Origin of the sequence: Microcystis protocystis FBCC-A270, assembly GCF_050500235.1 — a bacterium.
GTDB classification, from domain to species: Bacteria; Cyanobacteriota; Cyanobacteriia; order Cyanobacteriales; family Microcystaceae; genus Microcystis; species Microcystis ichthyoblabe_A.
Map to the genome: position 1 here is coordinate 3,951,544 of NZ_CP191407.1, position 23,914 is coordinate 3,975,457.

At 41.9% G+C, this 23,914-nt stretch carries 26 protein-coding genes and 4 pseudogenes; 14 read left to right on the forward strand and 16 right to left on the reverse strand.

The annotated features are described in order from the left end of the window. Positions 1-28: 28 nt before the first annotated feature. Positions 29-781, forward strand: coding sequence for a phycobilisome rod-core linker polypeptide (locus ACQY1X_RS19210; protein ID WP_002744197.1), 753 nt, complete (start codon positions 29-31; stop codon positions 779-781). Positions 782-870: 89 nt separating this feature from the next. Here the strand turns inward: ACQY1X_RS19210 and ACQY1X_RS19215 are convergent. Both ACQY1X_RS19215 and ACQY1X_RS19220 read right to left on the reverse strand, forming a co-directional pair. After that, positions 871-1,233: pseudogene (locus tag ACQY1X_RS19215) on the reverse strand (aminomethyltransferase beta-barrel domain-containing protein); the annotation flags it as partial. Positions 1,234-1,454: 221 nt separating this feature from the next. Beyond that, complete coding sequence (locus ACQY1X_RS19220) at positions 1,455-2,966, reverse strand: tetratricopeptide repeat protein (protein ID WP_430013359.1); 1,512 nt, start codon at positions 2,964-2,966, stop codon at positions 1,455-1,457. 146 nt (positions 2,967-3,112) lie between these two features. Here ACQY1X_RS19220 and ACQY1X_RS19225 point away from each other — a divergent pair, with 146 nt between their 5' ends. Beyond that, positions 3,113-3,262 (forward strand): hypothetical protein, encoded by a 150-nt coding sequence (locus ACQY1X_RS19225; protein WP_155726598.1) that lies wholly within the window; start codon positions 3,113-3,115, stop codon positions 3,260-3,262. Positions 3,263-3,264: 2 nt separating this feature from the next. Continuing rightward, a complete protein-coding gene (locus ACQY1X_RS19230) occupies positions 3,265-3,432 on the forward strand; it encodes a hypothetical protein (RefSeq protein WP_002788754.1) in 168 nt (55 codons plus the stop codon). Positions 3,433-3,434: 2 nt separating this feature from the next. On the opposite strand, the gene ACQY1X_RS19235 is transcribed toward ACQY1X_RS19230, so the two are convergent. From ACQY1X_RS19235 to ACQY1X_RS19245, 3 genes and pseudogenes are all read right to left on the reverse strand, one after another. Next, on the reverse strand, positions 3,435-4,052 hold the full coding sequence (locus tag ACQY1X_RS19235) for a COP23 domain-containing protein (RefSeq protein ID WP_430013360.1): 618 nt from the start codon (positions 4,050-4,052) through the stop codon (positions 3,435-3,437). 46 nt (positions 4,053-4,098) lie between these two features. After that, positions 4,099-5,088: a protein kinase domain-containing protein gene (locus ACQY1X_RS19240; RefSeq protein ID WP_430013361.1), complete on the reverse strand. Its 990-nt coding sequence runs from the start codon at positions 5,086-5,088 to the stop codon at positions 4,099-4,101. A 129-nt stretch (positions 5,089-5,217) separates the two neighbouring features. Beyond that, positions 5,218-5,367, reverse strand: a pseudogene (locus tag ACQY1X_RS19245) (IS630 family transposase); the annotation flags it as partial. Position 5,368: 1 nt separating this feature from the next. On the opposite strand from ACQY1X_RS19245, the pseudogene ACQY1X_RS19250 reads away from it, so the two are divergent. Continuing rightward, a pseudogene (locus tag ACQY1X_RS19250) lies at positions 5,369-5,494 on the forward strand (phycobilisome rod-core linker polypeptide); the annotation flags it as partial. 89 nt (positions 5,495-5,583) lie between these two features. Here ACQY1X_RS19250 and mnmA read toward each other — a convergent pair. Then, positions 5,584-6,642, reverse strand: a complete 1,059-nt coding sequence (gene mnmA, locus ACQY1X_RS19255) for a tRNA 2-thiouridine(34) synthase MnmA (RefSeq protein ID WP_430013362.1) — start codon at positions 6,640-6,642, stop codon at positions 5,584-5,586. A gap of 102 nt (positions 6,643-6,744) precedes the next feature. Here mnmA and ACQY1X_RS19260 point away from each other — a divergent pair, with 102 nt between their 5' ends. Continuing rightward, on the forward strand, positions 6,745-7,383 hold the full coding sequence (locus ACQY1X_RS19260; protein ID WP_430013363.1) for a hypothetical protein: 639 nt from the start codon (positions 6,745-6,747) through the stop codon (positions 7,381-7,383). Between the two features lie 254 nt (positions 7,384-7,637). Here ACQY1X_RS19260 and ACQY1X_RS19265 read toward each other — a convergent pair whose 3' ends face one another. Continuing rightward, on the reverse strand, positions 7,638-8,615 hold the full coding sequence (locus ACQY1X_RS19265) for an alpha/beta fold hydrolase (RefSeq protein WP_430013364.1): 978 nt from the start codon (positions 8,613-8,615) through the stop codon (positions 7,638-7,640). Positions 8,616-8,963: 348 nt separating this feature from the next. Between ACQY1X_RS19265 and ACQY1X_RS19270 the strand changes: the two genes are divergently transcribed. Beyond that, positions 8,964-9,818, forward strand: a complete 855-nt coding sequence (locus ACQY1X_RS19270; protein ID WP_002781003.1) for a universal stress protein — start codon at positions 8,964-8,966, stop codon at positions 9,816-9,818. A gap of 3 nt (positions 9,819-9,821) precedes the next feature. Here ACQY1X_RS19270 and ACQY1X_RS19275 read toward each other — a convergent pair whose 3' ends face one another. Beyond that, positions 9,822-9,995 (reverse strand): hypothetical protein, encoded by a 174-nt coding sequence (locus tag ACQY1X_RS19275; protein WP_002760464.1) that lies wholly within the window; start codon positions 9,993-9,995, stop codon positions 9,822-9,824. Then, on the reverse strand, positions 9,967-10,419 hold the full coding sequence (locus ACQY1X_RS19280) for a phage integrase N-terminal SAM-like domain-containing protein (RefSeq protein WP_430013365.1): 453 nt from the start codon (positions 10,417-10,419) through the stop codon (positions 9,967-9,969). The genes ACQY1X_RS19275 and ACQY1X_RS19280 overlap by 29 nt, the downstream gene beginning before the upstream one ends. A 705-nt stretch (positions 10,420-11,124) precedes the next feature. Here ACQY1X_RS19280 and ACQY1X_RS19285 point away from each other — a divergent pair. Then, entirely contained in the window at positions 11,125-12,342 is a 1,218-nt protein-coding gene (locus tag ACQY1X_RS19285) for a hypothetical protein (RefSeq protein WP_430013366.1), read from the forward strand. Between the two features lie 324 nt (positions 12,343-12,666). Then, positions 12,667-13,056: pseudogene (locus ACQY1X_RS19290) on the forward strand (IS1634 family transposase); the annotation flags it as partial. A gap of 65 nt (positions 13,057-13,121) precedes the next feature. Here ACQY1X_RS19290 and ACQY1X_RS19295 read toward each other — a convergent pair. The 3 genes from ACQY1X_RS19295 to ACQY1X_RS19305 are packed head-to-tail and all read right to left on the reverse strand — an operon-like array spanning position 13,122 to position 13,807. Next, positions 13,122-13,253: a hypothetical protein gene (locus ACQY1X_RS19295; protein ID WP_430015755.1), complete on the reverse strand. Its 132-nt coding sequence runs from the start codon at positions 13,251-13,253 to the stop codon at positions 13,122-13,124. A gap of 7 nt (positions 13,254-13,260) precedes the next feature. Then, positions 13,261-13,596 carry an aspartyl protease family protein gene (locus tag ACQY1X_RS19300; RefSeq protein WP_430015020.1) on the reverse strand — a complete coding sequence of 112 codons (336 nt, stop codon included), beginning with the start codon at positions 13,594-13,596 and terminating at the stop codon, positions 13,261-13,263. Beyond that, the gene (locus ACQY1X_RS19305; RefSeq protein ID WP_002753442.1) at positions 13,589-13,807 is read right to left on the reverse strand and encodes a hypothetical protein; all 219 of its coding nucleotides are present in this window, start codon (positions 13,805-13,807) and stop codon (positions 13,589-13,591) included. Before ACQY1X_RS19305 ends, ACQY1X_RS19300 begins: the two co-directional genes overlap by 8 nt. 199 nt (positions 13,808-14,006) lie before the next feature. On the opposite strand from ACQY1X_RS19305, the gene ACQY1X_RS19310 reads away from it, so the two are divergent. The 3 genes from ACQY1X_RS19310 to ACQY1X_RS19320 all read left to right on the forward strand — a co-directional run bounded on the left by ACQY1X_RS19310 (position 14,007) and on the right by ACQY1X_RS19320 (position 15,010). Next, positions 14,007-14,204 carry a type II toxin-antitoxin system HicB family antitoxin gene (locus tag ACQY1X_RS19310; protein WP_002738180.1) on the forward strand — a complete coding sequence of 66 codons (198 nt, stop codon included), beginning with the start codon at positions 14,007-14,009 and terminating at the stop codon, positions 14,202-14,204. A gap of 2 nt (positions 14,205-14,206) precedes the next feature. After that, positions 14,207-14,419: a type II toxin-antitoxin system HicA family toxin gene (locus ACQY1X_RS19315; RefSeq protein ID WP_002776326.1), complete on the forward strand. Its 213-nt coding sequence runs from the start codon at positions 14,207-14,209 to the stop codon at positions 14,417-14,419. Between the two features lie 315 nt (positions 14,420-14,734). Further along, positions 14,735-15,010, forward strand: coding sequence for a hypothetical protein (locus ACQY1X_RS19320; RefSeq protein ID WP_110543635.1), 276 nt, complete (start codon positions 14,735-14,737; stop codon positions 15,008-15,010). 963 nt (positions 15,011-15,973) lie between these two features. Here the strand turns inward: ACQY1X_RS19320 and ACQY1X_RS19325 are convergent. From ACQY1X_RS19325 to ACQY1X_RS19335, 3 genes are all read right to left on the reverse strand, one after another. Next, a complete protein-coding gene (locus tag ACQY1X_RS19325; RefSeq protein ID WP_430014696.1) occupies positions 15,974-18,184 on the reverse strand; it encodes a hypothetical protein in 2,211 nt (736 codons plus the stop codon). A gap of 55 nt (positions 18,185-18,239) precedes the next feature. Then, entirely contained in the window at positions 18,240-18,416 is a 177-nt protein-coding gene (locus ACQY1X_RS19330) for a hypothetical protein (RefSeq protein WP_002735384.1), read from the reverse strand. Between the two features lie 64 nt (positions 18,417-18,480). Then, entirely contained in the window at positions 18,481-20,013 is a 1,533-nt protein-coding gene (locus ACQY1X_RS19335; protein ID WP_430013367.1) for an NHLP bacteriocin system secretion protein, read from the reverse strand. Between the two features lie 547 nt (positions 20,014-20,560). On the opposite strand from ACQY1X_RS19335, the gene ACQY1X_RS19340 reads away from it, so the two are divergent. Together ACQY1X_RS19340 and ACQY1X_RS19345 are read left to right on the forward strand one after the other, a co-directional pair. After that, positions 20,561-21,163, forward strand: coding sequence for a DUF3782 domain-containing protein (locus ACQY1X_RS19340; RefSeq protein ID WP_430013368.1), 603 nt, complete (start codon positions 20,561-20,563; stop codon positions 21,161-21,163). A 123-nt stretch (positions 21,164-21,286) separates the two neighbouring features. Continuing rightward, positions 21,287-21,847: a DUF3782 domain-containing protein gene (locus ACQY1X_RS19345; RefSeq protein ID WP_430015021.1), complete on the forward strand. Its 561-nt coding sequence runs from the start codon at positions 21,287-21,289 to the stop codon at positions 21,845-21,847. A gap of 498 nt (positions 21,848-22,345) precedes the next feature. Here the strand turns inward: ACQY1X_RS19345 and ACQY1X_RS19350 are convergent, their stop codons facing one another. After that, positions 22,346-23,203, reverse strand: a complete 858-nt coding sequence (locus ACQY1X_RS19350; protein WP_420065461.1) for an IS5-like element ISMae4 family transposase — start codon at positions 23,201-23,203, stop codon at positions 22,346-22,348. 99 nt (positions 23,204-23,302) lie between these two features. Between ACQY1X_RS19350 and ACQY1X_RS19355 the strand changes: the two genes are divergently transcribed. After that, positions 23,303-23,854 carry a DUF3782 domain-containing protein gene (locus ACQY1X_RS19355; protein ID WP_430014697.1) on the forward strand — a complete coding sequence of 184 codons (552 nt, stop codon included), beginning with the start codon at positions 23,303-23,305 and terminating at the stop codon, positions 23,852-23,854. Positions 23,855-23,914: the final 60 nt, after the last annotated feature.

Genomic DNA, 23,914 nt, shown 5'->3' on the forward strand with positions numbered 1-23,914 from the left:
GCATTTCTAAGGATACGGAGGTTTACCCTTGGCCATTCCTCTTTTAAATTACGCCCCCAAGTCCCAAAACGTGCGGGTAGCTGGTTATGATGTCGGTGGAGACGAAAAACCGAAAGTTTACACGACAGAAAATGTCCTCTCCCCTACCGACCTGGACGATTTAATCGAAGCCGCTTACCGTCAGATTTTCTTCCATGCCTTCAAATGGGATCGGGAACCCTTCCTCGAATCCCAATTACGCAATGGACAATTATCGGTGCGGGATTTCATTCGTGGTTTACTGTTATCGAAAACCTTCTATAACAGCTTCTACGAGAAAAACAGCAACTATCGCTTTGTCGAACAGGTAGTACAAAGAGTTCTCGGTCGCGATGTCTATAGCGAAAGAGAAAAAATTGCTTGGTCGATTGTCGTTGCCACCAAAGGCATTCAAGGTTTTGTTGATCAACTTCTCAACAGTGACGAGTATCTGCAAAGCTTTGGTTATGATACCGTTCCCTACCAACGTCGTCGCACCCTGGCCAGCCGCGAAATCGGTGAACGTCCATTCAACATTACCTCGCCTCGCTACGATGGCTACTATCGTGGTATTTTGGGCTTCCCCCAAATCGTTTGGCAGAATGCTGTCCGTCGCTATGTTCCCCAAGAGCAAAAACCCAAAGCTGGCGATCCTTCCAGCTTCTTGGCCATGGCCCGGGGTCTCGGTAGCGCCAAAGGCAATCCTGTACCAAGAGTCTCCGCTATGAATATTAACATCGAGGCTTCTGTACCCCGTCGTTAATTTTTAGCTCAACTTGCCGGGGAGAGTCCCTAATTGGCAGAATGACCCGCGAACCATAATCAGGTTATTCTGTGAATTGGTGGCTCTCCCTATGGGGTGGCTCCTGAGATAATCCCCCCACCGAGGACGATTTCCCCTTCATAAATCACGGCTGCTTGGCCCGGGGTGATACTAAATTGTGGTTCATCGAAAACCAGCTTCACTTGCTCATTTTCTAGGGGGATAACATTGACGGGAACGGCCGGAGAACGATAACGTACCTGTACTTGAGCGCGGATAGGGGTGGTAGGTTCAGCAATAGAAACCCAGTTCATCCGTCCGACAAGACAAGCGGCACTAACGGCACTTTCGCGATTACCGACGATAACCCGATTCATGACGGGATCAAGTTTTACCACATAGAGAGGTTCGGCGGCGGCGATGCCGATGCCTTTGCGTTGTCCGATTAAGTGAAAGATAGGAAAAGGTAGTGTTGGGTTTCGTTGCCTCAACCCAACCGACAAGATCGGTGTACTGCTACGCAGTGCCTTCGGCATCGCACTATACAATTTGTGTTAATCTTCTTTTTGTACCAGATCTAAAACATTGCGTTTGGAGAAACCCCAGACAAAAATAAGAGCGATCGCACTAATCATATCATATTCCAAGGCTCTGTCTTGGAACAAGGATATGGTTATTGATTTCTTTTTGCTTCCTCCGCTAACTTTTTGTTATTAGAAGCATAAGGATGTTGAGGATTAATTTCAATGGCTTTATTAAAATCTTTAATAGCTTTATCATATTCTTTTAAATTATAGTAAACATACCCTCGATTATTGTAAGCATAAGCATCTTGAGGATTAATTTCAATGGCTTTATTATAATCTTTAATAGCTTTATCATATTCTTTTAAATTATAGTAAACATACCCTCGACCATTGTAAGCATAATCATTTTGAGGATTAATTTCAATGGCTTTATTATAATCTTTAATAGCTTTATCATATTCTTTTAAATCAGAGTAAACATTCCCTCGACCACTGTAAGCTTGAAATAATTGAGGATTAATTTCAATGGCTTTATTATAATCTGCCATTGCTTTATCATAGTCTTTTAAAATACGGTAAACAACTCCTCGATTATTGTAAGCTTCGGCATATTGAGGATTAATTTCAATGGCTTTATTGTTATCTGCCATTGCTTTATCATAGTCTTTTAAATCAAGGTAAACAATCCCTCGATTCTTGTAAGCTTCGGCATATTGAGGATTAATTTCAATGGCCTTAGTATATGCCGCAATCGCTTTATCATATTGATTATTATTACGGTAGTCTTCCCCTTGCTTAAAATAGGTTTCAGCAGTGGTAGAATTAGGTTGAGATGATTGCGCTACCGTAACAGGATTAAAAGAAAAATCCCCCACCAAAGAGGAAGACTCCCAAGGAACTTGCTTATTTTGAGTAGCTTGTACAACATCCTCCCGCACCCGTTTAAACATCAACTCCACATCTAAATTCGGTGTTTTCAGATGCTTTAATAAAAAAGAAGTATATAACCCATTTTCTCCCTCTCCATCAGCAGCAACCCCTCCTGGTTCCGTCGCAAAAGCAATCAAGGCACCCCTAGCTGATTGTATCGGAGCCAAACCCCGTTGACTAGAGCGCCATTTTCGAGCAAAGGGATTATTGCGACAAGCATCAAGAATGACAATATTCATCTGATTTGCCGCATCTTCCATCCTAGCTAAGACTTTTCCTACCGGAATCGCCTCATAGCGCACATCTTCTGCCACATCCAGCTTCGCATTTACCGGAATAAGATAATTTTCGCCATCCACTTGTTTACCATGTCCCGCATAATAAAATAATCCCACTCCTCCTGCCTTAAGTTGGTGGTGAAATGTGTCAATAGCATTTTCAATCTGCTTTAAATCAGCATTTTCCAGCAAAATTACGTCAAAACCAACATCTTTAAGCGCATTCGCCATCGCTTCTGCATCATTAATCGAGTTTTTGAGAGGATTATCCTGATAACTCGCATTTCCAATGACTAAGGCTGTGCGTCGTTGTTTTTGTTGACTTTGTGACTGATTTGTGGTAATAGTAATTCCACGATCTTGAGTTTGCTGGTTTTGACAGGATACGAGGGAGAAAATTAGGGGAAATAGGGATAAAATTAGGCAAAGTTTCAATAATTGCGGTTTCATGGCAATTCAGATAAGCATTGGAGGATAATAATGGGATTGAACTGATTAGGGAAAGGATAAAATTATTTCCCTACATTATCATATCTATTCCAATATTTGCTATAATTAACAATTATTTATTATTTGCTGACAACACTAGACGGCGGATGCAAGCAACTGTCCAGTATATTACTATGGAGGATGAGTTATCTTATGAAGATATTCAAGAAGCAGGGGAGGATTTCTCAGAGCAGTTAGGTCGAGTTTTAGAAGCTAAAATAGTAGTCAATGGAATTAGAATCCGATTGGAGAATTAACGATGACTTCAAAACCGTTTACTGAACAGGAATTAGCAGAAATCTTAAAAATCGCTCAGCAAGGAGAAAATAAACTCAGAGAAATGAGCGATTATGCCACAATTCTAGCAGAAAAATGGAGAAGCAAAACCCAAAACACTCCTAATCCCGTAAACAAAGGTATATTTTGAGTCTAAAACGCTGCACCATTGTTTGGATTAGATTGCTGTTTTGGGGATTTTTCTACTTTCAAAACCTCAGATAAATCATAAAAAACTTGCTGCTTTTTACCAGAATTTTTAGAATCATTTACTCCTCTAGTTAAGGGTGTATTGTTATCAGGTGCTTGACGAATTTCCATAAGATCATCTAATACTGCATAAGGCTCATCCTTAGTTTCCAAAGTAAAGAGTAAATCATCTTGATCACAAGTAGCACTTTTGGATTTTACTCCACAGACAACGGGAACTTCTCGATCATTAATCCAACTTGCTACCGTAGCCGTGACATACTGTAGTCCATCCCGATCATAAATATCTTGGAATCGTCTAGAAACTTGATCACATCGTTTTCGAGGATTCCATTGATTACCAAAATAATAATTATCTGGTTTCCAAATAATTATAGTAAAATCTCTGTCTGAATTTGGATTATGGACAATAGTAGCTGGCACATTTTTACCTAAATATTGAGCATTTCCACAAAAAAACTTAGATTTTGTTGCAGCATTAGAATTTCCTTGACATCCTGATGTCAGCATTAGCAAACCAAATAAAAGTGAGACTGCTATTCCCGAAGTATGACGCTTCATAAATCTTACTTACTCCTGTTAAACTTGTTCCTATTACCTTTATAGCTTAAAAAGCAGGTTGATGTTGTGTCTCATTGTTTTGTTGTCTCTCAGATAAATTGATCACCCCAATACCAATTACTCCTCCTAAAAGTAACATTAAAATTAGGGGAATAACGGCAATTTTACCCCCTTTATTTTGTATAGATGAAGAATGAGACATAAAAACTGTTGGCGCAATGGTAGGGGAGACTCCCTGTAAACCTTGAATTGCTTGCAAAGCTTCTGTAGCTGAGGGATAGCGTTGTTGAAAATCTGGATGACTCATTTTAACTAAAATATCAGTAAATTTAGGTGTTGTTTTGACTTTATTTTGCCAATGTATTTCTCCTGTTTGACTATCAACTAATTGGGTAGGATAATATCCCGTTAACATCTGAATAGCAATCATTCCCACAGAATAAATATCACTGCTAAAGGTAGGTTTTCCTAGATTTTGTTCATTTGACATATATCCTGGTGTTCCTATTCCAATTGTCTTAGGTTGGTTTTGAGGATTACTTAAATTAATAATCTGTTTTACCGCACCAAAATCAATTAAAATAATTTTATTATCTCGTTTGCGTCTAATTAAGTTATCAGGTTTAATATCCCGATGAATAACGTTATGCTGATGTACAAAAGCTAAAGTTGATAATACATCTTCTAAAAATTCAATTACTGCTATTTCTTCCCATTGTTTCCCTAGTATAGTTTCCTCACCTAAAGGATGTCCCTCAATATATTCTTGAACGAGATAAAATTGATTATTTTCAGAAAAATGGGCAAATAATTGGGGGATTTGAGCGTGTTTTCCCAATTGATAAAGACTTCTTGCTTCTGTATCAAATAAACGCATTGCTATTTGCCAAGATTGGGGATCAGATTGGGGTTTAAGTTGCTTGACAACACACCAAGGATGATCTGGTAATTGGGTATCTTTAGCTAGAAAAGTTTCACCAAATGCACCAGAAGCAAGCGATCGCACAATTTGATAACGATGGACTAATAAATTCACCCTTATCTTACCTGCTGATAAATAGTGGTTATTATAGCATTGATTGATCCCCCCTAGTCCCCCTTAAAAAGGGGGGAACCGGATTCAAAGTCCCCCTTTTTAAGGGCGATCGCAGATATTGTATATACTTTAGACGTTCATAATCTGAGATTTATTAAACTTCTGAAATCGTAGAGTGAGCAACGAATCCAGTTCTTTTTTATGTTTCAGATGGACATCATTCAGACATTCATAAATAGCTGAAGAAAAGTCAGAAAAGTTTTCATAATATTTACCATAACCCAAAGCTGGCGATCCTTCCAGCTTCTTGGCCATGGCCCGGGGTCTCGGTAGCGCCAAAGGCAATCCTGTACCAAGAGTCTCCGCTATGAATATTAACATCGAGGCTTCTGTACCCCGTCGTTAATTTTTAGCTAAACCTGCCGGGGAGAGTCCCTAATTGGCAGAATGACCCCCGAACCATAATCAGGTTATTCTGTGAATTGGTGGCTCTCCCTATGGGGTGGCTCCTGAAATAATCCCCCCACCGAGGACGATTTCCCCTTCATAAATCACGGCTGCTTGGCCCGGGGTGATACTAAATTGTGGTTCATCAAAAACCAGTTTCACTTGATTATTTTCTAGGGGAATAACATTGACGGGAACGGCCGGAGAACGATAACGTACCTGTACTTGAGCGCGGATAGGGGTGGTGGGTTGAGCAATAGAAACCCAGTTCATCCGTCCGACAAGACAAGCGGCACTAACGGCACTTTCGCGATTACCGACGATAACCCGATTCATGACGGGATCGAGTTTTACCACATAGAGGGGTTCGGCGGCGGCGATGCCGATGCCTTTGCGTTGTCCGATCGTATAATGATGGATACCGCTATGTTTACCCAAAACTTTGCCATCGAGATCTACTATATCGCCCTCACTAACGGCGATATACTTATCCAAGAACGATCGCATAGTTCCGTGAGCTTCAATCAAGCACAAATCCTGACTATCGGGTTTATCTGCCGTTTTTAAGCCAAATTCCTGGGCAATTCTGCGGGTTTCTGCCTTGGTTTGTTCTCCCAAGGGAAATAAAGTCCCACGCAGTACATCTTGAGTTAGATCATAGAGAAAATAAGATTGATCTTTATTTTTATCGACGGCACGCAGCAGTTGATAACGGTTATTTTCCGGAGAAAAACGAATTCTGGCGTAGTGACCGGTAGCAATAGTATCCGTTTCTAAGGTTTCCTTAGCATAATGCAGCATCGGGCTAAATTTTACCGATTTATTGCACTGAGAACAGGGCAGCGGTGTGATTCCCGCTTCGTAACCGGAAACTAGATAATCAATAATTTCTTTTTGGAAAAGCTCGCGACTATCGACGATATGATGGGGAACCCCCAACTGCTCACAAATAAAGGCCGCATCTACCATTCCCTCGGAGCAGCATTGACCTTTACCCTTCATTAACCACAGGGTCAAGCCAATAACATCATAACCTTGAGCGTGTAAGGCGGCAGCGGCAACAGAGCTATCTACTCCCCCTGATAGACCGACAACAACTTTTCCCATAAATCTTGTAATGATTTTTAACCAATATACTTTCTAGACTAGCATCTCCTACTTTAAAATTTGGACATGGTGTACCCAAATTTCGTGTGAGGACAAACCAGCATGATGAGAACAAACTTACTGTTTTTCTCGGCTTTATTTTGGTTAAAAGTCGGGATAATCGCTCAAGGAACGCTACTGCTAAAAGCAGACTTATCTTTTGCCCAGAATGTTTATCCCGGTCGTCGTTTACCCCCACCACCAGCGGTGAGACAACCAACTAAACGTTCAGACAGTCCCAGTGGTGCTAATTGTTCCCAATGTTCACCCTTAAATTTACCCCCAGTTAATTCTCCTTCAGTTCGTCCTCTGGTGGCGGACCCAGTTTCCGGTAATCAACCCCTGAGAGAATACGTTTTTCAAGCTCCCGCTACCGTGCGGCCCGCCGATGCTACGGTGGTTAATAATCATAATCGTCAAACTGTCAATCCACCAGCACCCAGACCTCAAAATCGCGCCAATAAACCCCCCGCACCACAGCAGCGGGTTATTGCCGCTAATCAACTCTTTCGCGTGGAAGTTAGTAGTAATAGTGCGGAAGCGTTGGCAAAAATTCAAGAAATTGAACCCCTCGCATTTATCCGCGCGGGAGAAAATGTTATTCAAGTGGGGTTATTTCAGCAACAATACCAAGCTAAACAACGGGTACAAGATTTAACTAAACAGGGTTTTAGCGCTCAGATTATTACCCTCAATAATTAGGGTATGCTGAAAAAGTCTGTTGGTGGGGTGTAGGGTGTGGGGTGTAGGGTGTGGGGTTTTATTCCCCCCCGTTCACTCCAATGGCTGACACTTTTTGATATCAAAAAAGTCTAAAATTTTTATCCAACAAGGTTTTTAGATTTATTCAGCAAACCCTAATTAGGGTTTGCGGCAAAAAGTCTGTTGGTGGGGTTAGCAGTCGGTCGTCAGGCTCCTTACCCCACAGTTAACTTTACTTTTGTCCAACTACTTACCTAGCACATAGAGTTAATTTTGTCAAGCAAAATTCTGACCGCATCGATGATCACATCCGGTTGATCCATCCAGATAAAATGGCCACTTTTATCCGCTTGTATTTCCATAAAATCTCTGGATAACTTGCCTAATTCTAGGTGCATCTCCTCCCGGAGTTGGTTGGCACTTTTGAGGGGAATAAAGCGAGTCCAAAGGGAAGGTTTAAAAAAAGAATTAGCTTTAATACTAACTATCGGTAAATTACCGAAATTGTTAGCCTTACTCACCTGACGAGCGCTTTGGTCGAGATTAAACATTTCTCTACTCATCGTCATCCAGTGTTTAGCGCGACAGAAAGAACGCTTAACTCGATGACAAGAATCTGGGGAAAAGCGACGCAATTCTGGTTTTAATAATTCAAAAACTCCCAGAACTCTCATAACTCTTATAATGCCTAAAATTGAGCCAATAATCGACATCAAAAATCCAGAGATGAAAAATAATTTTAATGCCTTTAATGCTGGCGACATTTTCAGCATTCCCTGCTCGTGTAAACCATCGGTGAGTACCAAACCTAATACTTTTTCTGGGAACAGATGAGCATACAGTCGAGCATTATAACTACCAAAAGAATCACCAACTAAAATATAAGGCGGTTCTATTTTTGCTTGGGTTAGTAATTTATCTAATTCCTGAACAATTTGGTAGCTAGTCCGGGGATAAGGACTAGAATCGCTCCAACCATAACCCGCTCGATTATAAATACAAACCCTAGCTAATTGTGACAATTCTTCTATCAAAAAATATCCCTCAATTCCCCCTAAACTATGGTCAATAATAATAGTGGGAATAGCCTCTCCTGCTAGACAAAAATGCAGGCGATATTTACCCAGATTAATCAAATGACCCGGCGGTGCTTTTTGTTCTTCTAACCAAACAGATAACGTCTGATAAACTGTTGTCGCTACTAGGAGAATTACTCGAATTGATAAATACATAACTACACCTCTTGTAAAAATAAAAAATTCTCTTGGTTGCTGGAGAATTAACCATGAATAATCATCAATTAAATGGTCAATTTAGCAGTGATTAAAAGAGAGCGCCAGCATTGCAGCCAAAATATAATACAAATGAACGCTTGACACGATGATTTTGAGCCAAGTATTGCCAGTCAATTGAGCATAAATACTTAAAAATACCCTCAAGTGCGAGCTGCTACGCAGTGCCTTCGGCATCGCATTTACCTAAGAAAAAGCGCTTAATAAGTTGTTAAATTTCGAGAACAACATTAGCAGTATGCTGATAATTGGCGAAAACTATTAAGATCATAGACCGAGTTTAATCTTATGCTAGAGAAAATACTATACGCTGATTCCGGCACAGGTCAAACCCAAGAAATGCTACAAGCATTAATGGATCTCCCGGCTATCCGGAAAGCGTCGATTACCATTCTCCGGGTTGTTCCCCCTCAGATTACCACCGAAGCTCTGGCCAGTAAATGGGAAGAAGGGACCCAAATGCTGACTAAAATTCTGCAAGAAGTCAAAATTGAACCGAGCAAAGTCTCCACGATTCTGCGGCAAGGAGATCCCAAAGATACCGTCTGTCAAGTTGCCGACGAAATCGGGGCCGATTTGATCCTGATGGGTTCCCGAGGACTGAAGCGACTGGAGGCAATTCTAGAAAATTCCGTCAGTCAATACGTCTTTCAACTGACTAATCACCCGATGTTATTGGTAAAAGACGATATTTACGTCAAAAAAATCAAAAAGGTGATGGTAGCTCTCGATAAGTCTAGTTCGGCTGATTTAGCTCTCGATCTGGCTATTTATCTCCTGCGGGATTATCCTTCAGCAGAGTTAATTCTGGCCCGCGTCAACCCCGACTTAAAACCGGAATTTGCCCCCACTTCCCCCAAAGAAATGGAAGAAAACCCGATTATAGGGCCGGCAGTGGCAAAAGCGAAACGGATGAATATACCCTATCGCTGCGTGGTGACGGGGGGTAAACCGGGAGAACAACTCTGCAAACTCGTCGATGATTATGGTGTCGATCTCTTACTGTTGGGTTCGCCCGATCGCCGTCCTTCCGTGGCTAAGAGTTTACCAGATCTCGATCGCCTTCTCGGTACTTCCCTCTCGGATTATGTGCGGGTTAATGTCAATTGTCCCGTCCTTTTAGCTAGAAAAGAAGGGATTTAGCCCCTATTGGGTGTAGGCAGGTAAGTCTTGACTCATTTGATTTAAGTTGCTGGCAATGGCTTTCATCGTCATAAAAGCCGAGCTAAAGGCGATTAGCTCATTTAAGGGATAACTTCGACTCTCAACCCCCAAGCTCAGTAATTGCTTCTCAAGAGATTCGATTTCTTCGATGAGCAATCCTAACTTTGGTGGGTTGAGAATTACCTGGGCAGCGATCGCAGCTTGTTGTGCGATCGCTAAAATCATCGGCCATTTTTACTTTTTTGGTGAGGACGGTGGGCAGACATTTGGAGCGTTTTGCCCGTAAATATGCACCGATATTTTCCAGTTCAATTTTCAGAACTTCTCGATAAAGGAAGAGGATGGCGTTGAGGGCTTGGTTCTGGGTGGCGGCGGCAACGTTTTTATCAACGGCAAGATGGGTCAAAAAGGCTCTAATTTCTTCACCCCCCATTTCACGGGGATGTTTTTTCTGATGGAAGAGCAGATAACGCTTAATCCAGTCCAGATAGGTTTGTTCGGTGCGGTAGGAGTAATGCGGTAGGGCGGCTCTCGTCTCTCGCACTACGTCTAGGAGTTCTCGGGGTGGGGGAGGGTTCATAACAGAGTATGCTAATCGGCATAACACGCTTATCGTAATATTATACGGAAAACTTCTCGCGATCGCTCCATTTGAGCGTAATATACGGAAAGATTCTTAAAAAAATGTGTATTTGGCGTGATATACGGAAAATTTCCGCATAATATGTAGTTATGCCAAGTCCGGTAAGCCCATTAAAATTGTCTGTCTTGATCCAAGGTTAGGTAATCAAAAATGGGTTGCTTCGTTGATAAGTCCCGGTAGATTTAGAGACGATCGTCTAGGTTAAGTGATTGCCAAAGCGATCGGGCATAACACACCATTCGAGCGGACGTAATCGGTATTTGTAGTGATAAACTCAGAGAAACGATCGCCGCTCAATTCAACCGTTATGCCAAAGCGCGAAGTCCGTTAAGGTTATCTGTTTCATGTTTAGGACTAGGTAATCAAAAATGGGTTGCTTCGTTGCTAAGTCCCGGTAGATTTAGAGACGATCGTCTAGGTTAAGTTATCGCTAAAGCGATCGGGCATAACACACCATTCGAGCGGACGTAATCGATATTTGTAGTGATAAACTCAGAGAAATGATCGCCACTCAATTCAACCGTTAGCTCTCTAGGTTGTCTTAGAGATCGCAACTCTAACATTATATGATAATTATCAGGATATTAGTAGAATGGATCGAATTTCGCACTCTATAAAATTAAATACCATTTCTAGAGAGCTATGGCTGAATTAATTAAAGCTATTGCTGATCTTGCCAGCAATCAAAGCAGTTTATTAATTGTGGCTGGCCTGATTTTCCTGGCAATAGGTGCTTGGGGAAAAATTGAAGGGAAAATCAATCTTGGTCGACCGGGTAGAATTATTTCTGGATTGATTGGTTTTACTCTTTTAATATGTGGCCTCTTATTGCCGCAATTAGGACTTAATAGAACAGATACAAACAGTAGTAGTTCTCATGCCACGTTACAAAAATCCTATGATTTAGCAAGCAGAGGAGACTTTGCAGGAGCAATTCAACTTGCTGAGACGATTCCGGCAAACTCCGATAAATATTCACAAGCTAAGCAGAAAATTGTGGAATGGCGGCAAGCCCTCAGCCAACAAGGGGGTAAATCGGATCAAGAGAAATTACAAAAATCCTATGATTTAGCAAGCAGAGGAGACTTTGCAGGAGCAATTCAACTTGCTGAGACGATTCCGGCAAACTCCGATAAATATTCACAAGCTAAGCAGAAAATTGTGGAATGGCGGCAAGCCCTCAGCCAACAAGGGGGTAAATCGGATCAAGAGAAATTACAAAAATCCTATGATTTAGCAAGCAGAGGAGACTTTGCAGGAGCAATTCAACTTGCTGAGACGATTCCGGCAAACTCCGATAAATATTCACAAGCTAAGCAGAAAATTGTGGAATGGCGGCAAGCCCTCAGCCAACAAGGGGGTAAATCGGATCAAGAGAAATTACAAAAATCCTATGATTTAGCAAGCAGAGGAGACTTTGCAGGAGCAATTCAACTTGCTGAGACGATTCCGGCAAACTCCGATAAATATTCACAAGCTAAGCAGAAAATTGTGGAATGGCGGCAAGCCCTCAGCCAACAAGGGGGTAAATCGGATCAAGAGAAATTACAAAAATCCTATGATTTAGCAAGCAGAGGAGACTTTGCAGGAGCAATTCAACTTGCTGAGACGATTCCGGCAAACTCCGATAAATATTCACAAGCTAAGCAGAAAATTGTGGAATGGCGGCAAGCCCTCAGCCAACAAGGGGGTAAATCGGATCAAGAGAAATTACAAAAATCCTATGATTTAGCAAGCAGAGGAGACTTTGCAGGAGCAATTCAACTTGCTGAGACGATTCCGGCAAACTCCGATAAATATTCACAAGCTAAGCAGAAAATTGTGGAATGGAAACTGCTAGCAGAAAAGCAAAAGAATTAAAGTCCTATTAATTTCTTTATCATGATGTTAGTGATCGTGGGCTAACAATCGTGTTGCAGCGGAACAATGAACTTGGTCGGTTGAGTTCGAGAGGTGATCTATGTCCGCTGAACACGGTCGTTAGGCGTGTTCTTTCACAAGGTATAAACGAGAATGTCAAATCTTATTGAGTATAACTGAACTTACCCCATACATATATACCATAATAGCCAAAAACCCTTATCCATCAATGGATGCGCCCCATTAACCTTTCTTAATGTACCCATGTAATTTGTAACATTTCTTAATGGACAAGAATTCTCTCCATTTGCTAAAATAGTGGTCATGTACATAGAAAAAGTTCCTAACCGTAATTCCCCCCCCGCCATTCTTCTTCGAGAGTCCTACCGAGAAGGAGATCAAGTCAAAAAAAGAACCCTTGCCAATCTCTCAAAATTACCCGATGATATTATCGACAATCTGAAACTGGCTCTTAAAGGAGCAACACTGTCCATGAATGAAGGCATTCCCAATCATTTTGAAGTGATTAGAAGTCTTCCTCATGGTCATGTAATGGCTATTTTAGAGACGATTAAAAAATTGGGTTTAGATAAAATAATCAGTGAAAAATCCTCACGAATCAGAAACTTAGTGGTGGCGATGATTGTGGCAAGAATCATCAATCCTAAATCGAAACTAGCCACAGCGAGAGGGTTTAATAGTGAGACTTGCAGTGCGATCGCCGATCTTGTAGGGTGCGTTAATGAAATGTAACGCACCTTATCTAACCCCAGTTCGGGTTAAGCAGCGGGGGGTAAAGCCCATTCCATCTTCAAGGAGGGTTTTTTCGGCTGGTGACAGTAAGCAATCAAACCACCCTTATTAGAAGCGGATAATTTCGATCGTGCATCGCGATCGTTGAAAACAGACATCAAATTCTCAAAAAAAGTTTGTTTGCCCAAGAATTAAGGGTATCTGAGAGGTTTTTGCCCAAGCAAAGGCTAGACGAACAGGTTCCAAATTCCCAATTTGAACATACACAAATAACCCTCGTGCTTCAACCCTTGCAAGATTTCCGGCCAATGGCAAGCGGACAGTTTGTTCCTCCCAAATTGCACCCAATTGCAGCCCGATGTCGTAAGGTAATAGATTGACCGTAGATCCGGTATCCAGCAGGGCATTCGCAGAAACAGAAAGGCCTGCATGACTCAGAGTGATGGGAATCGTGGGTAATGCTTCATCGTCGGAAAGGGGAAATTCGACTGTACTAGGCATGGGTAGATGCCTCTCGGTCATCCTGAATCATATGCATCAGAATATTGGCGGCTTCCGTGGCATCGTAGGGCGACCAAATCGGATACTCTGATGCGGAAAAGATAACCTGTAGTTCAGCATCCGGGATTTGTGCAGCTAGGAGTTTGAAGAGTGATAATTTGTCTGTCTGGCTCAGATTGTTGACCAGAAGAATTAACTCAGTGAGTGACATGGCTTAAACTTCTAGATATGCGAGAATAAATTGATCATAAGCGATCTGTGAGGTACGGTCTAACAATCCCGTTGCACACCGACCGTATCAGGTTGGTCGGTGCTGAGTAACAAGAACCACATCATGTGTTGCTACAATTTGATCCCACATCCATAATTCTATCAAGCTAAAATGGAGTGCTATCTAGAAGGAACTTATGATGAAATACAAAATTGTCCTTTATCGTTCTGAAGAAGGAATTACTGTTGGCGTTCCTGCGCTCCCCGGTTGTTGGTCCGAGGGAGATACTGAGGAAGAGGCATTAACCAATATCCAAGATGCAATTCGTGAGTATCTTGCAGCCTTAGAAGAACGCTTGCAAGATGGGGAAATTCGTGAAATTGAAATGCAGGTGTAACTATGCCTAGAATTCCTGGCGTAAATCACCTAGATGCAGTACGAGCCTTGGAGAAGGTAGGCTTTCGGATCATTCGCCAAGGCAAACATATCATCATGAGTGATGGGGTGCGTCAAGTTGCTCTTCCAAGGCACAATCCAATTAAGGCATTTACAATGGGTGGAATTGTTCAAGATGCTGGTTTGACAGTCGCAGAATTTCGTCAACTATTATGAGTGCGATGCCAAAGGCACTGCGTAGCAGATCGCCTCGCCCGTAGGTTGGATTGACCCAAGGAAACCCAACATCAATCAACTCATAACAGAGTGCGATGCCGAAGGCACTGCGTAGCAGCACGCCGATCTTGTAGGGTGTGTTAATGAAGTGAACGCACCTTATCTAATGTTCAAAATCCGTGGGTTACGCTAACGCTAACACAGGCTACATCATATCGATCGCCAAGATTAAGTGATTGCCAAACACACCCTATCAATTCAAAAGAGCGAGATCGTTCAGGTTAACATGGAGAAGGCAGTCAATGGGGCAAGGCTATGACAGTTCGGCAAAGGCGTTACAGCAAAGAGGAGATGGCTCGTCGGGGGAAAGAACTCTACGAGTCTGGCATTCGGCAGCAAGTCGAAGCGGGTAATGAGGGTAAAATTATCGCGATCGACATCGAAACCGGAGATTTTGAGGTTGATGAAACGGTCGTAGCTGCAACCAATCGGCTATTTGAGCGTAACCCTGATGCCCAGCCTTTTGGAATTCGGATTGGACACCCTGCCGTGTATCACTTTGGTTCGCGGAGCTTAAATAAGAATTCATGATACGCGGAGTTGTGAATTTGCGCCGTGAAGCTACACTTTCCCTTGTAGCCGTAGGGTGCGTTCCCTAATGCAAGTCCTACTGTTCCACCAATAGATTTTGGGGAACGCACCATGCACATTGATTGAAGCTGATTTTTCTTGGTATATTGGCAAAACGCGGTTAACTTGAGTTTCAGTCTGTCCAATTTGTCACCTTTAGAGAGGTTAGATTGTCGATGGAAAGTAGCGATCGCGTAGTCTGGCGCTATGCTCAAGAACACGAGATATTGAGTTAGATTCAGGAACGGAGGTACTGGCAAACTGTAATTGCGGGCTTGATTCGATCCGCTATAATTAAGAAACTATCCTTTGTCTACAAGGGGTACACCACACCTTTCCGAGTTGATGGGACTAAGACGGCAGACTAACACGACTATCGAAAGATAGTCCGCTGTGTGGGCAATCGGGTTAATCCTTAGTCCCTGATCTCCACTGTTATCTTTCCTGCAAAGGGAGAGCAATGCCGGTTCACTCGATCCGGAGGAAGACAGTGTTAAAGGGAAGTAAGCTCAACGGCAACGGGCAGCGCAAATCAAACCAGTCACTTCAGTCTTTTTGCCAAAGGCTAAAGGTGAGTATCAAGCGTCTAGATAAAACTTCTCGATCTTATTATCGAAGATTTAGATTAGTTATTAGGCGTTTTTTACCCTTCTTACAGGCTATCGCTGCACTCATTGCAATCGCTAAATCTCTAGGGTTCTTGTAACCCAATCTAAGTTCGTAAGGCAAGGGAGAGATGTTTCTCAATCTTGCCTTTAACGTTAGTAGAGGAAGTGCGATCGCTGATCTTGTAGGGTGCGTTACGGCGAATTATTAATTTTAGTTTTTTGACTAAATTGATAGCCGCCTAACGCACCCTACACTCTACTGAATATACAGCCCTGAGAGCAGAAATCCTTCAGGCTGATAATATTTGCCTATTACCTATTGGGTGTAGGCAGGTAAGTCTTGACTCATTTGATTTAAGTTGCTGGCAATGGCTTTCATCGTCATAAAAGCCGAGCTAAAGGCGATTAGCTCATTTAAGGGATAACTTCGACTCTCAACCCGCAAGCTCAGTAACTGCTTCTCAAGAGATTCAATTTCTTGGATGAGCAATCCTAACTTTGGTGGGTTGAGAATTACCTGGGCAGCGATCGCCTCAGCCATTTGATCAAAAGCGATCGCGGTCTGTTGTGCGATCGCTTGTAATTCAGGTAAAAACTTTTGTCGTATCGGTTCAGGAAGCGGTTGCTGTAGCCCATCTTGTAAAGCATCCAGTTGAGCCGAGAGTTTTTGTTCGTAGCCCATGGAGAAATTCCAAAAATTTTTGTTTTTAGTTGCTAAAACTGTGGAAATTTGTTCGAGACTGGCAATCTTAACCGAGGCTGGATGTTGAGCGATCGCCACTGTGATGGCCTGCTTCAGTTGGGGGATATCTGACGGTGGTATCGTATCCTGAAAATAGCCTGACAGCAGTTTTTGATATAGCTGTCCCATTTTCTTAAAAGTCACAGAAAAATCTGTTTCCAGTTGGTTTGTAGCCGATTTTGTCATAAATACAGTGGTCAGCAACACCCCCAGAAACGCACCTACGGGAACTGAAATTAGTGCGGCCCAAATTCCTTGCTCGAAAAAAGGAAAAATATCCTTCCCGATGGCATCGGCTGCTACAATCGCACCGATGCGAGCGATGGGCGTAAACCCCAGCCAAGCACAACTGAAGTAGGCGAAAAAATAAGCCAGACTGCTACTAAAAGGATTATAACCAAAGGACTTGACCAACAGGTAAATACAGAGAATCGTCAAACTCAACGAAACAGTGGCCGCCCAACCGATCGCGATCGCTCGACCCCTTGTCGGTTGAATGACAGTGACCACTGCACCTATGATCACAATATCTGCCACTTTTTCGTAAGCAGAAGGATAGGGAAACTCGATGTGACGAATAATAGCCAGTAACAAACCAATAACCACGCCAAGACTGACAATTTCTCTCAGGCGTTTTAGGGATATAGGGGCCCATTTGGGAAAGGTAATCAGGTGTCTTCGTCTGAAAGTTGCAGTTACTTTGGTTTTATCGATTATCCTGCCTCCTAATCCCTCGCATTGTTGGATAAATCGAGATACAAGTTGAATAAATTGATAAAACTGTAGTGATTCTTGAACATCATACCGATCAATCTCTCCACTTGTTCGGAGATGATCAAGTTTACCCCCAATATTCGCTAAATCTTCTTCTAATTCTGTCAGGTAGGGGGTAGCTAAGATTTTTTGGCCGTTACTCAAATCCCTCAAGCTATCAAAGCTGTCGGTAAGATGAGTCGCCAATTGGTTTAATTCATCACTGAACTGATGCACTAAATTTTGTTCATGCTTTTCGCCCTTAAAAGCCATCAGATCAGCTAATTGTCGAGTCAATTGGTTCTGAATTGCCAAGATTTCACTCCAATTTTCTGCCACCAATATCTCACTACCGAATTCATGGGTTGCTTTTGTGAGTATTGAAAGGCTAGTTTGTGTTGATTTTTTAATCTGATTGAGTAAGTTAAGCTCGTTCTGCTCAATAGAAAGAGAATAATCCCGCTCCTCGACCTCAGTTTTTAAGTGGCGATCGAGGATTTTTTGGAACAAGCGCGGTATATCTTGAAGGATTCCCATCAAGTTCCGGTTGAGATCGGATCGAGTATTCTGGGGCCAAAATAGTAAGGCCACAGCAATTCCCACAGCGATTCCGATCCAGTTATCGATCAGGCGCGACCGCAAATAGAGCCAGATATCTTGTTGTGCTGATGTTCCTACCACTCTCATGGCAATTAAAGCGCCCAGTAGTGTGGCTTGGGAATAAGCGGCTTGCCATCGGTAAGTTTCACAGATCAGGGCGGCTAAAATGTAGGTGAGAGAGGGAATGACAAAAAAACTTGAGCCTTGGATTCCGTAGGCGTTCACCAGGATAGCGGCAATGATTCCCCCCAAAGCACTTCCCCCCAAACGCCCCAAACCTGCCGCAATCGCACCTCCCATCGATGGCTCAATCAGTACAGAGACATACCCAAAGACGGGATAGACAAAGTTGTCTAATACATTTCCTCGGTGCCAAAAGAAACTCGTTAAGAGAGCAGCACCCAGGGAAAATTTCAATCCCTGTCTGATCATTAGCCCGTTTTTACTGTCCAAGGTATCTCTATATCCTTTTTCGACTTACTCATTGTTACCCATTAATCGCTCGCTCAATCCCATATAAAATCAGTGCCAAAAACGTCACCAACCAAAACCAAAGCTGAGGAGGCTCACTATGGATCAAGATTACTAAGACAAACGCTGCGGCAATAATCCACCACTTAAACCACCAAGTCCACCATTGAGAACGTCTTTTCGGATTTTCCATATTAGGTTTAACCGTTTATTCTAGTCGTTGTTTCTTTCAGCTACTTACGCTCGCAAGATTGTGGTTAACGGTCGTACACCCCTGTAATCCAGCGAAAAGCAGGGGTTATATAACTCACTAAAGAACGCTCTTCTACCACAGCATGGACATCTGCGGTAGTCCCGTTGGTAATTCTTTGGGGCGCTCCCTTGGCTTGAGTCCAGTAAAAACCACTCGGTGTATTGCGATCGACCTTCAGCGCTAAAGTGGCTTTGATAACACTTGCATTGACGGGTATAGGCTTATCGCGATCGTCTTCATCTCTACCCAGAAACAGTTTGCTGGCGAGTTCATGACTTCCGACTATATTTGCTAGTTCTGCCACAGTTACCGGCTGCTGATCGACGGTAATTACCTTAGCAACGATACCCCCATAGCGTTCGCGATCATAGAGATCGGGAACGACTTCTACTTCCTGGCCCGGTTCTAATCGTTTGGCATCACCGCTCTTAAACAAGGCCACCACGTTGGTCTTGGCCTTTAGATTGGAGACTTCTAACGTACCGATGCGCCCCCCCGGAGCCAAAACTTCCCCCGGATTAACAGATAAGTCTAAAATCTGGCCGTTGTACAGACTCACTACATTTTTGTTGGCTTGAATAGTGGTTTTTAACGTATTAATCTCTCGTTGCTGGTCAGCGATCGCATTGTAACGAAGAATATCACTGGCTGTATCTTGCAGGTCTATTTGCCGTTTTTCCGTGTTTAGTATATTATTCTGGGCCGTCAATGCGTTCATCTGCGCTCGCAGGCTTTCATCAACCCCCTTCAGGCGATCAAGTTCTATTTGGACGCGATTGATACTATTAGAAGCCTCTAGATTATTGAACTGAAACAAATAGGAGGGAAAATCTAGCTTGGCGACAGCCCCCTCTTCGATAAGTTTATCGTAGGCGGCTAGTCTTTCATCCGTTGAGTTCTGGAAATTTTTAAGATATCGAGCATGGGAGAGATAGGCTTCTCGCTGTTTTTGATTACTGGATAATTGAACTTGAAGTGCTTTAATCTGAAGCTGATTCGCCTTTTGCTGGCGATCTATTGAGGCTGCATTCAATTGGCGACGACTCACTTCAATAGAGTCAACTCTTTTATCCTGCTGCTTGAGATCTGCTAGTCTATCCTTTTTATCTTTTAATTCTGTTTCTAATTCAGGAAACTCTAAAGTTGCCAGTAATTGCCCTTTTTTGACAGAATCTCCCGGTTGAATCAGGAGGGTTAACACCCGTCCACCTTGACGGGGTTCGATATTAACAATAGAACGAGGAATCAAAATGACCGCTCGTCCTTGAATAGGAGTCGGAATCTTACCAACTATCGCCCAATAACTCAGTCCTCCGAGCAAAAGACCCAACGGCATTAAGCGCAGGATTATCTCCCCTAATCTTCCTGTTGGCTCCGAATATTTAAACGGTTTTTCCGAATCAATTTTAGGATCAATTCCCGTTTTTATTTGATTATTATCCTGATGTTCTATCCTAGCCTGCGTTGTTTTCTTCGCACCCATATCTGGCTGCTGATGATTCTGATCAGACATAGATTCTGCTTGATTTTTTGCCATTGTACTGAAATGAGTAAAAATCACTTAATTTGTAACATTATAAGCATTCAGAGGATATTACTTTAGACTAGAAAAATCCTCTGAAAAAATCGCTCAAGCTATTTTTGACATAAGATAACTAGGCTACATCGAAAGATTTACCGAAGGCTCAAACCTTTAAAATTTCCTGTAAGAAACCTAATAAAGTATTACTCTTGATGTGACCTAAAACAACCTAATTAGGGATCAAGTGTTTGAGTCCAACACTCCGACTAGAGAGATAATCTATCGAACGAGTTTACACCATTCTAGCTTCTAACTTACATAAGGCGCATAGCTTTATTGTAACCGTTCAGGGGGGGGATGTCAAGCCGCCAGTGGCATTGACTCAGTGGAAGGACTCTCCAGGGGCAGCACAGAGATGGATACTACTCTTTCACATTAGCCGCTCTTTTCCACGTCTTTTTAGATTATCAGATTTTGTCACCCCCTGAACGGTTACTTCAAGGGAGAAAAAGCGATCGGGCTATAATAGAGAAAATTTCATTTTAACTTGAGAAAATTCATTATGACAGCCACTATTGAAGACATTCGGGCAATACTAAAGGAATTGGCCCAATCCCAACAAGAGTTATCCCAATCCCAACAAGAGTTATCCCAAGCTCAACAAGAGTTATCCCAAGCTCAAAAAGAAACGGATAAACAAATCAAGGAAACAGATAAGCAAATTAACAGAGTTAGTAAGCAGATTGGGGAGTTGGGCAATGGTTTAGGAGAGTTTGTCGAGTGGCAAGTACGTCCTGCGGTGGTGCGTCTTTTTCAAGAGCGGGGTATTGATGTGCATGAGTTTCACCCTGGTATTTCGGTAAAACGGGATAATGAGGGTTTAGAGATTGATCTATTAGTAGTGAATGATACGGATGCCATTTTAGTGGAGGTCAAAAGTAAGTTAACTCAAAGGGATGTGGATGAGCATTTACAACGTTTGGCGAAGTTTAAGCGGTTAATGCCTCGTTTTCGAGATGTAAAGGCCTTGGGAGCGGTGGCAGCGATGATTGTTCCCAATGAGGTGGCGAGTTATGGTTGTCGTCAGGGTTTGTTTGTGTTGGTGCAGTCAGGAGAAAATGTAATAATTTTAAATGATGCAGAGTTTACGCCCCGGGTTTGGTAGGTTTAGCTTTCGTTCCACCCCCTCGCTCTTGAGAAATATATCTTAAAATACATTTTACCCACCAAATCCAAGAGAGCCGATTCCATTCCTGCCAATAATCAACTTAACTTGAGAAAATTCATTATGACAGCCACTATTGAAGAGATTCGGGCAATACTAAAGCAATTAGCTCAATCCCAACAAGAGTTATCCCAATCCCAACAAGAGTTATCCCAAGCTCAAAAAGAAACAGATAAGCAAATTAACAGGGTTAGTGAGCAGATTGGGGAGTTGGGCAATCGTTTAGGAGAGTTTGTCGAGTGGCAAGTACGTCCTGCGGTGGTGCGTCTGTTTCAGGAGCGGGGTATTGATGTGCATGAGTTTCACCCCGGTATTTCGGTAAAACGGGATAATGAGGGTTTAGAGATTGATCTATTGGTAGTGAATGATACCGATGCCATTTTAGTGGAGGTCAAAAGTAAGTTAACTCAAAGGGATGTGGATGAGCATTTACAACGTTTGGCGAAGTTTAAGCGGTTAATGCCTCGTTTTCGAGATGTAAAGGCTTTGGGAGCAGTGGCAGCGATGATTGTTCCCAATGAGGTGGCGAGTTATGGTTGTCGTCAGGGTTTATTTGTGTTGGTGCAGTCAGGAGAAAATGTAATAATTTTAAATGATGCAGAGTTTACGCCCCGGGTTTGGTAGGTTTAGCTTTTTCTCGAAATCTTATAGGTTCTGTGCGATCAGTTTAACTTACAATATGAGCGATCTTTGTGTCCTTTGTGTCTTTGTGGTTCGTTCCACCCCCTCGCTCTTGAGAAATATATCTTAAAATACATTTTACCCACCAAATCCAAGAGAGCCGATTCCATTCCTGCCAATAATCAACGCTAAAATTATACTAAATCGCTTGAGTATAGGCTACATCACTTTAACTTGAGAAAATTCATTATGACAGCCACTATTAGAACTCTTGCAAATTAATTATATGTTATAATGATGGGTTAACTAATTTTCCCCAAAAAATTAGTTAATCAGTACATTCGTCCTGAATGAAAACTTGAAGTTTAACTTTTAACTCAAAACTCTTTAGAGCTGCTTTAATTTGGTTATCAAAACCTCTTTATTTAAGCGGCACAAACTATCTCAATTATAAAAATTGAGAATAAATTCTCCTTGACTTGATTAATCTTTAGGCAACTTTTAAGAAGCTGCTATACCTATCCCTAACTCACAGTTATAAATAGCCGCCAACAAGTTAACTCTTAAACTATATCTTCGACGACGATTCCGATATTTACAGGATAAGATTTTAAAGATTTTGAGTTTCCTATTTATATGTTCAATGATAATCCTTTCTTTGGCTAAAGCCTTGTTATACTCTTTTTCTAACTCTGTTAATTTTCTATTTTTCGATTTCTTTTTCGGTGTATAACTATTACTATGGTATGCAGCTATTCCCTGATAACCACTGTCTTCTATGCTGGTAGTTAAAGGATGAAAACGAACTCGACTTTTTTTAAATAAACTAAAATCATGACCTCTACCTTTCCCACAAAAGACACAGATAATTTCCTCGGTATTTTGATCAGCTACTAATTGGGATTTTAAAGTATGATAACCTCTTTTACCCGAAAAAAAATCTTTCTGTTTCTTTTGGGGGCGTTCAATGGGAGTTTCCGTCACATCCATTACCGTTACGACCGGTATCTCTGCTTGATTGAGTAAAGCTTTTTTTCCTTTTAAACGGAAGTTTCCCGATTGTAAAAGCATTTTTTCCGTCTTATTTACAATCCGACATATAGTTGATTCTGATAGTTCCCAGCTTGTACCAATGTGAAAATATGTTCTATATTCTCGCCAATATTCTAACGTTACTAAAACTTGTTCTTCTATAGATAGTTTAGGTTTCGGTCCCCTTTTAGATGGTGAATTAGAGTCGGCTTCAACACTTTTTACTGATTCTACCATCTTTCTATATGTTTGTTTGTACACACCGAAACGGCGTTTGAATTGTTCATCTGATAAGTTTTGATAATCCATAATTTTGCTAATAAACATAGCAAAATTATAGATGATTTCCTGACCTAAGATCACATTTTATTCTTTTTTCCACTTCAATCTAAGAATTGAGAAAAAAGCAAAACCTTATATTATACCATAAAAAAATTATGCAAGAGGTCTATTGAAGAGATTCGGGCAATACTAAAGCAATTAGCTCAATCCCAACAAGAGTTATCCCAAGCTCAAAAAGAAACAGATAAGCAAATTAACAGAGTTAGTAAGCAGATTGGGGAGTTGGGCAATCGTTTAGGAGAGTTTGTCGAGTGGCAAGTACGTCCTGCGGTGGTGCGTCTGTTTCAGGAGCGGGGTATTGATGTGCATGAGTTTCACCCCGGCATTTCGGTAAAACGGGATAATGAGGGTTTAGAGATTGATCTATTGGTAGTAAATGATACCGATGCCATTTTAGTGGAGGTCAAAAGTAAGTTAACTCAAAGGGATGTGGATGAGCATTTACAACGTTTGGCCAAGTTTAAGCGGTTAATGCCTCGTTTTCGAGATGTAAAGGCTTTGGGAGCGGTGGCAGCGATGATTGTTCCCAATGAGGTGGCGAGTTATGGTTGTCGTCAGGGTTTATTTGTGTTGGTGCAGTCAGGGGAAAATGTAATAATTTTAAATGATGCGGAGTTTACGCCCCGGGTTTGGTAGGTTTAGCTTTTTCTCGAAATCTTCTAGGTTCTGTGTGATCAGTTTAACTTACATTATGAG

What these genes read in the sequence shown, in the direction of transcription:
- ACQY1X_RS19270 (WP_002781003.1), top strand. Translation starts at nt 8,964, where the DNA reads ATGCTAGAGAAAATACTATACGCTGATTCCGGCACAGGTCAAACCCAA.
- ACQY1X_RS19280 (WP_430013365.1), bottom strand. Translation starts at nt 10,419, where the DNA reads ATGAACCCTCCCCCACCCCGAGAACTCCTAGACGTAGTGCGAGAGACG.
- ACQY1X_RS19235 (WP_430013360.1), bottom strand. Translation starts at nt 4,052, where the DNA reads ATGAAGCGTCATACTTCGGGAATAGCAGTCTCACTTTTATTTGGTTTG.
- ACQY1X_RS19350 (WP_420065461.1), bottom strand. Translation starts at nt 23,203, where the DNA reads ATGTTTATTAGCAAAATTATGGATTATCAAAACTTATCAGATGAACAA.
- ACQY1X_RS19220 (WP_430013359.1), bottom strand. Translation starts at nt 2,966, where the DNA reads ATGAAACCGCAATTATTGAAACTTTGCCTAATTTTATCCCTATTTCCC.
- ACQY1X_RS19285 (WP_430013366.1), top strand. Translation starts at nt 11,125, where the DNA reads ATGGCTGAATTAATTAAAGCTATTGCTGATCTTGCCAGCAATCAAAGC.
- ACQY1X_RS19330 (WP_002735384.1), bottom strand. Translation starts at nt 18,416, where the DNA reads ATGGAAAATCCGAAAAGACGTTCTCAATGGTGGACTTGGTGGTTTAAG.
- ACQY1X_RS19310 (WP_002738180.1), top strand. Translation starts at nt 14,007, where the DNA reads ATGAAATACAAAATTGTCCTTTATCGTTCTGAAGAAGGAATTACTGTT.
- ACQY1X_RS19340 (WP_430013368.1), top strand. Translation starts at nt 20,561, where the DNA reads ATGACAGCCACTATTGAAGACATTCGGGCAATACTAAAGGAATTGGCC.
- mnmA (WP_430013362.1), bottom strand. Translation starts at nt 6,642, where the DNA reads ATGGGAAAAGTTGTTGTCGGTCTATCAGGGGGAGTAGATAGCTCTGTT.
- ACQY1X_RS19315 (WP_002776326.1), top strand. Translation starts at nt 14,207, where the DNA reads ATGCCTAGAATTCCTGGCGTAAATCACCTAGATGCAGTACGAGCCTTG.
- ACQY1X_RS19320 (WP_110543635.1), top strand. Translation starts at nt 14,735, where the DNA reads ATGACAGTTCGGCAAAGGCGTTACAGCAAAGAGGAGATGGCTCGTCGG.
- ACQY1X_RS19325 (WP_430014696.1), bottom strand. Translation starts at nt 18,184, where the DNA reads ATGATCAGACAGGGATTGAAATTTTCCCTGGGTGCTGCTCTCTTAACG.
- ACQY1X_RS19260 (WP_430013363.1), top strand. Translation starts at nt 6,745, where the DNA reads ATGATGAGAACAAACTTACTGTTTTTCTCGGCTTTATTTTGGTTAAAA.
- ACQY1X_RS19335 (WP_430013367.1), bottom strand. Translation starts at nt 20,013, where the DNA reads ATGGCAAAAAATCAAGCAGAATCTATGTCTGATCAGAATCATCAGCAG.
- ACQY1X_RS19295 (WP_430015755.1), bottom strand. Translation starts at nt 13,253, where the DNA reads ATGTCTGTTTTCAACGATCGCGATGCACGATCGAAATTATCCGCTTCT.
- ACQY1X_RS19300 (WP_430015020.1), bottom strand. Translation starts at nt 13,596, where the DNA reads ATGCCTAGTACAGTCGAATTTCCCCTTTCCGACGATGAAGCATTACCC.
- ACQY1X_RS19230 (WP_002788754.1), top strand. Translation starts at nt 3,265, where the DNA reads ATGACTTCAAAACCGTTTACTGAACAGGAATTAGCAGAAATCTTAAAA.
- ACQY1X_RS19225 (WP_155726598.1), top strand. Translation starts at nt 3,113, where the DNA reads ATGCAAGCAACTGTCCAGTATATTACTATGGAGGATGAGTTATCTTAT.
- ACQY1X_RS19345 (WP_430015021.1), top strand. Translation starts at nt 21,287, where the DNA reads ATGACAGCCACTATTGAAGAGATTCGGGCAATACTAAAGCAATTAGCT.
- ACQY1X_RS19265 (WP_430013364.1), bottom strand. Translation starts at nt 8,615, where the DNA reads ATGTATTTATCAATTCGAGTAATTCTCCTAGTAGCGACAACAGTTTAT.
- ACQY1X_RS19305 (WP_002753442.1), bottom strand. Translation starts at nt 13,807, where the DNA reads ATGTCACTCACTGAGTTAATTCTTCTGGTCAACAATCTGAGCCAGACA.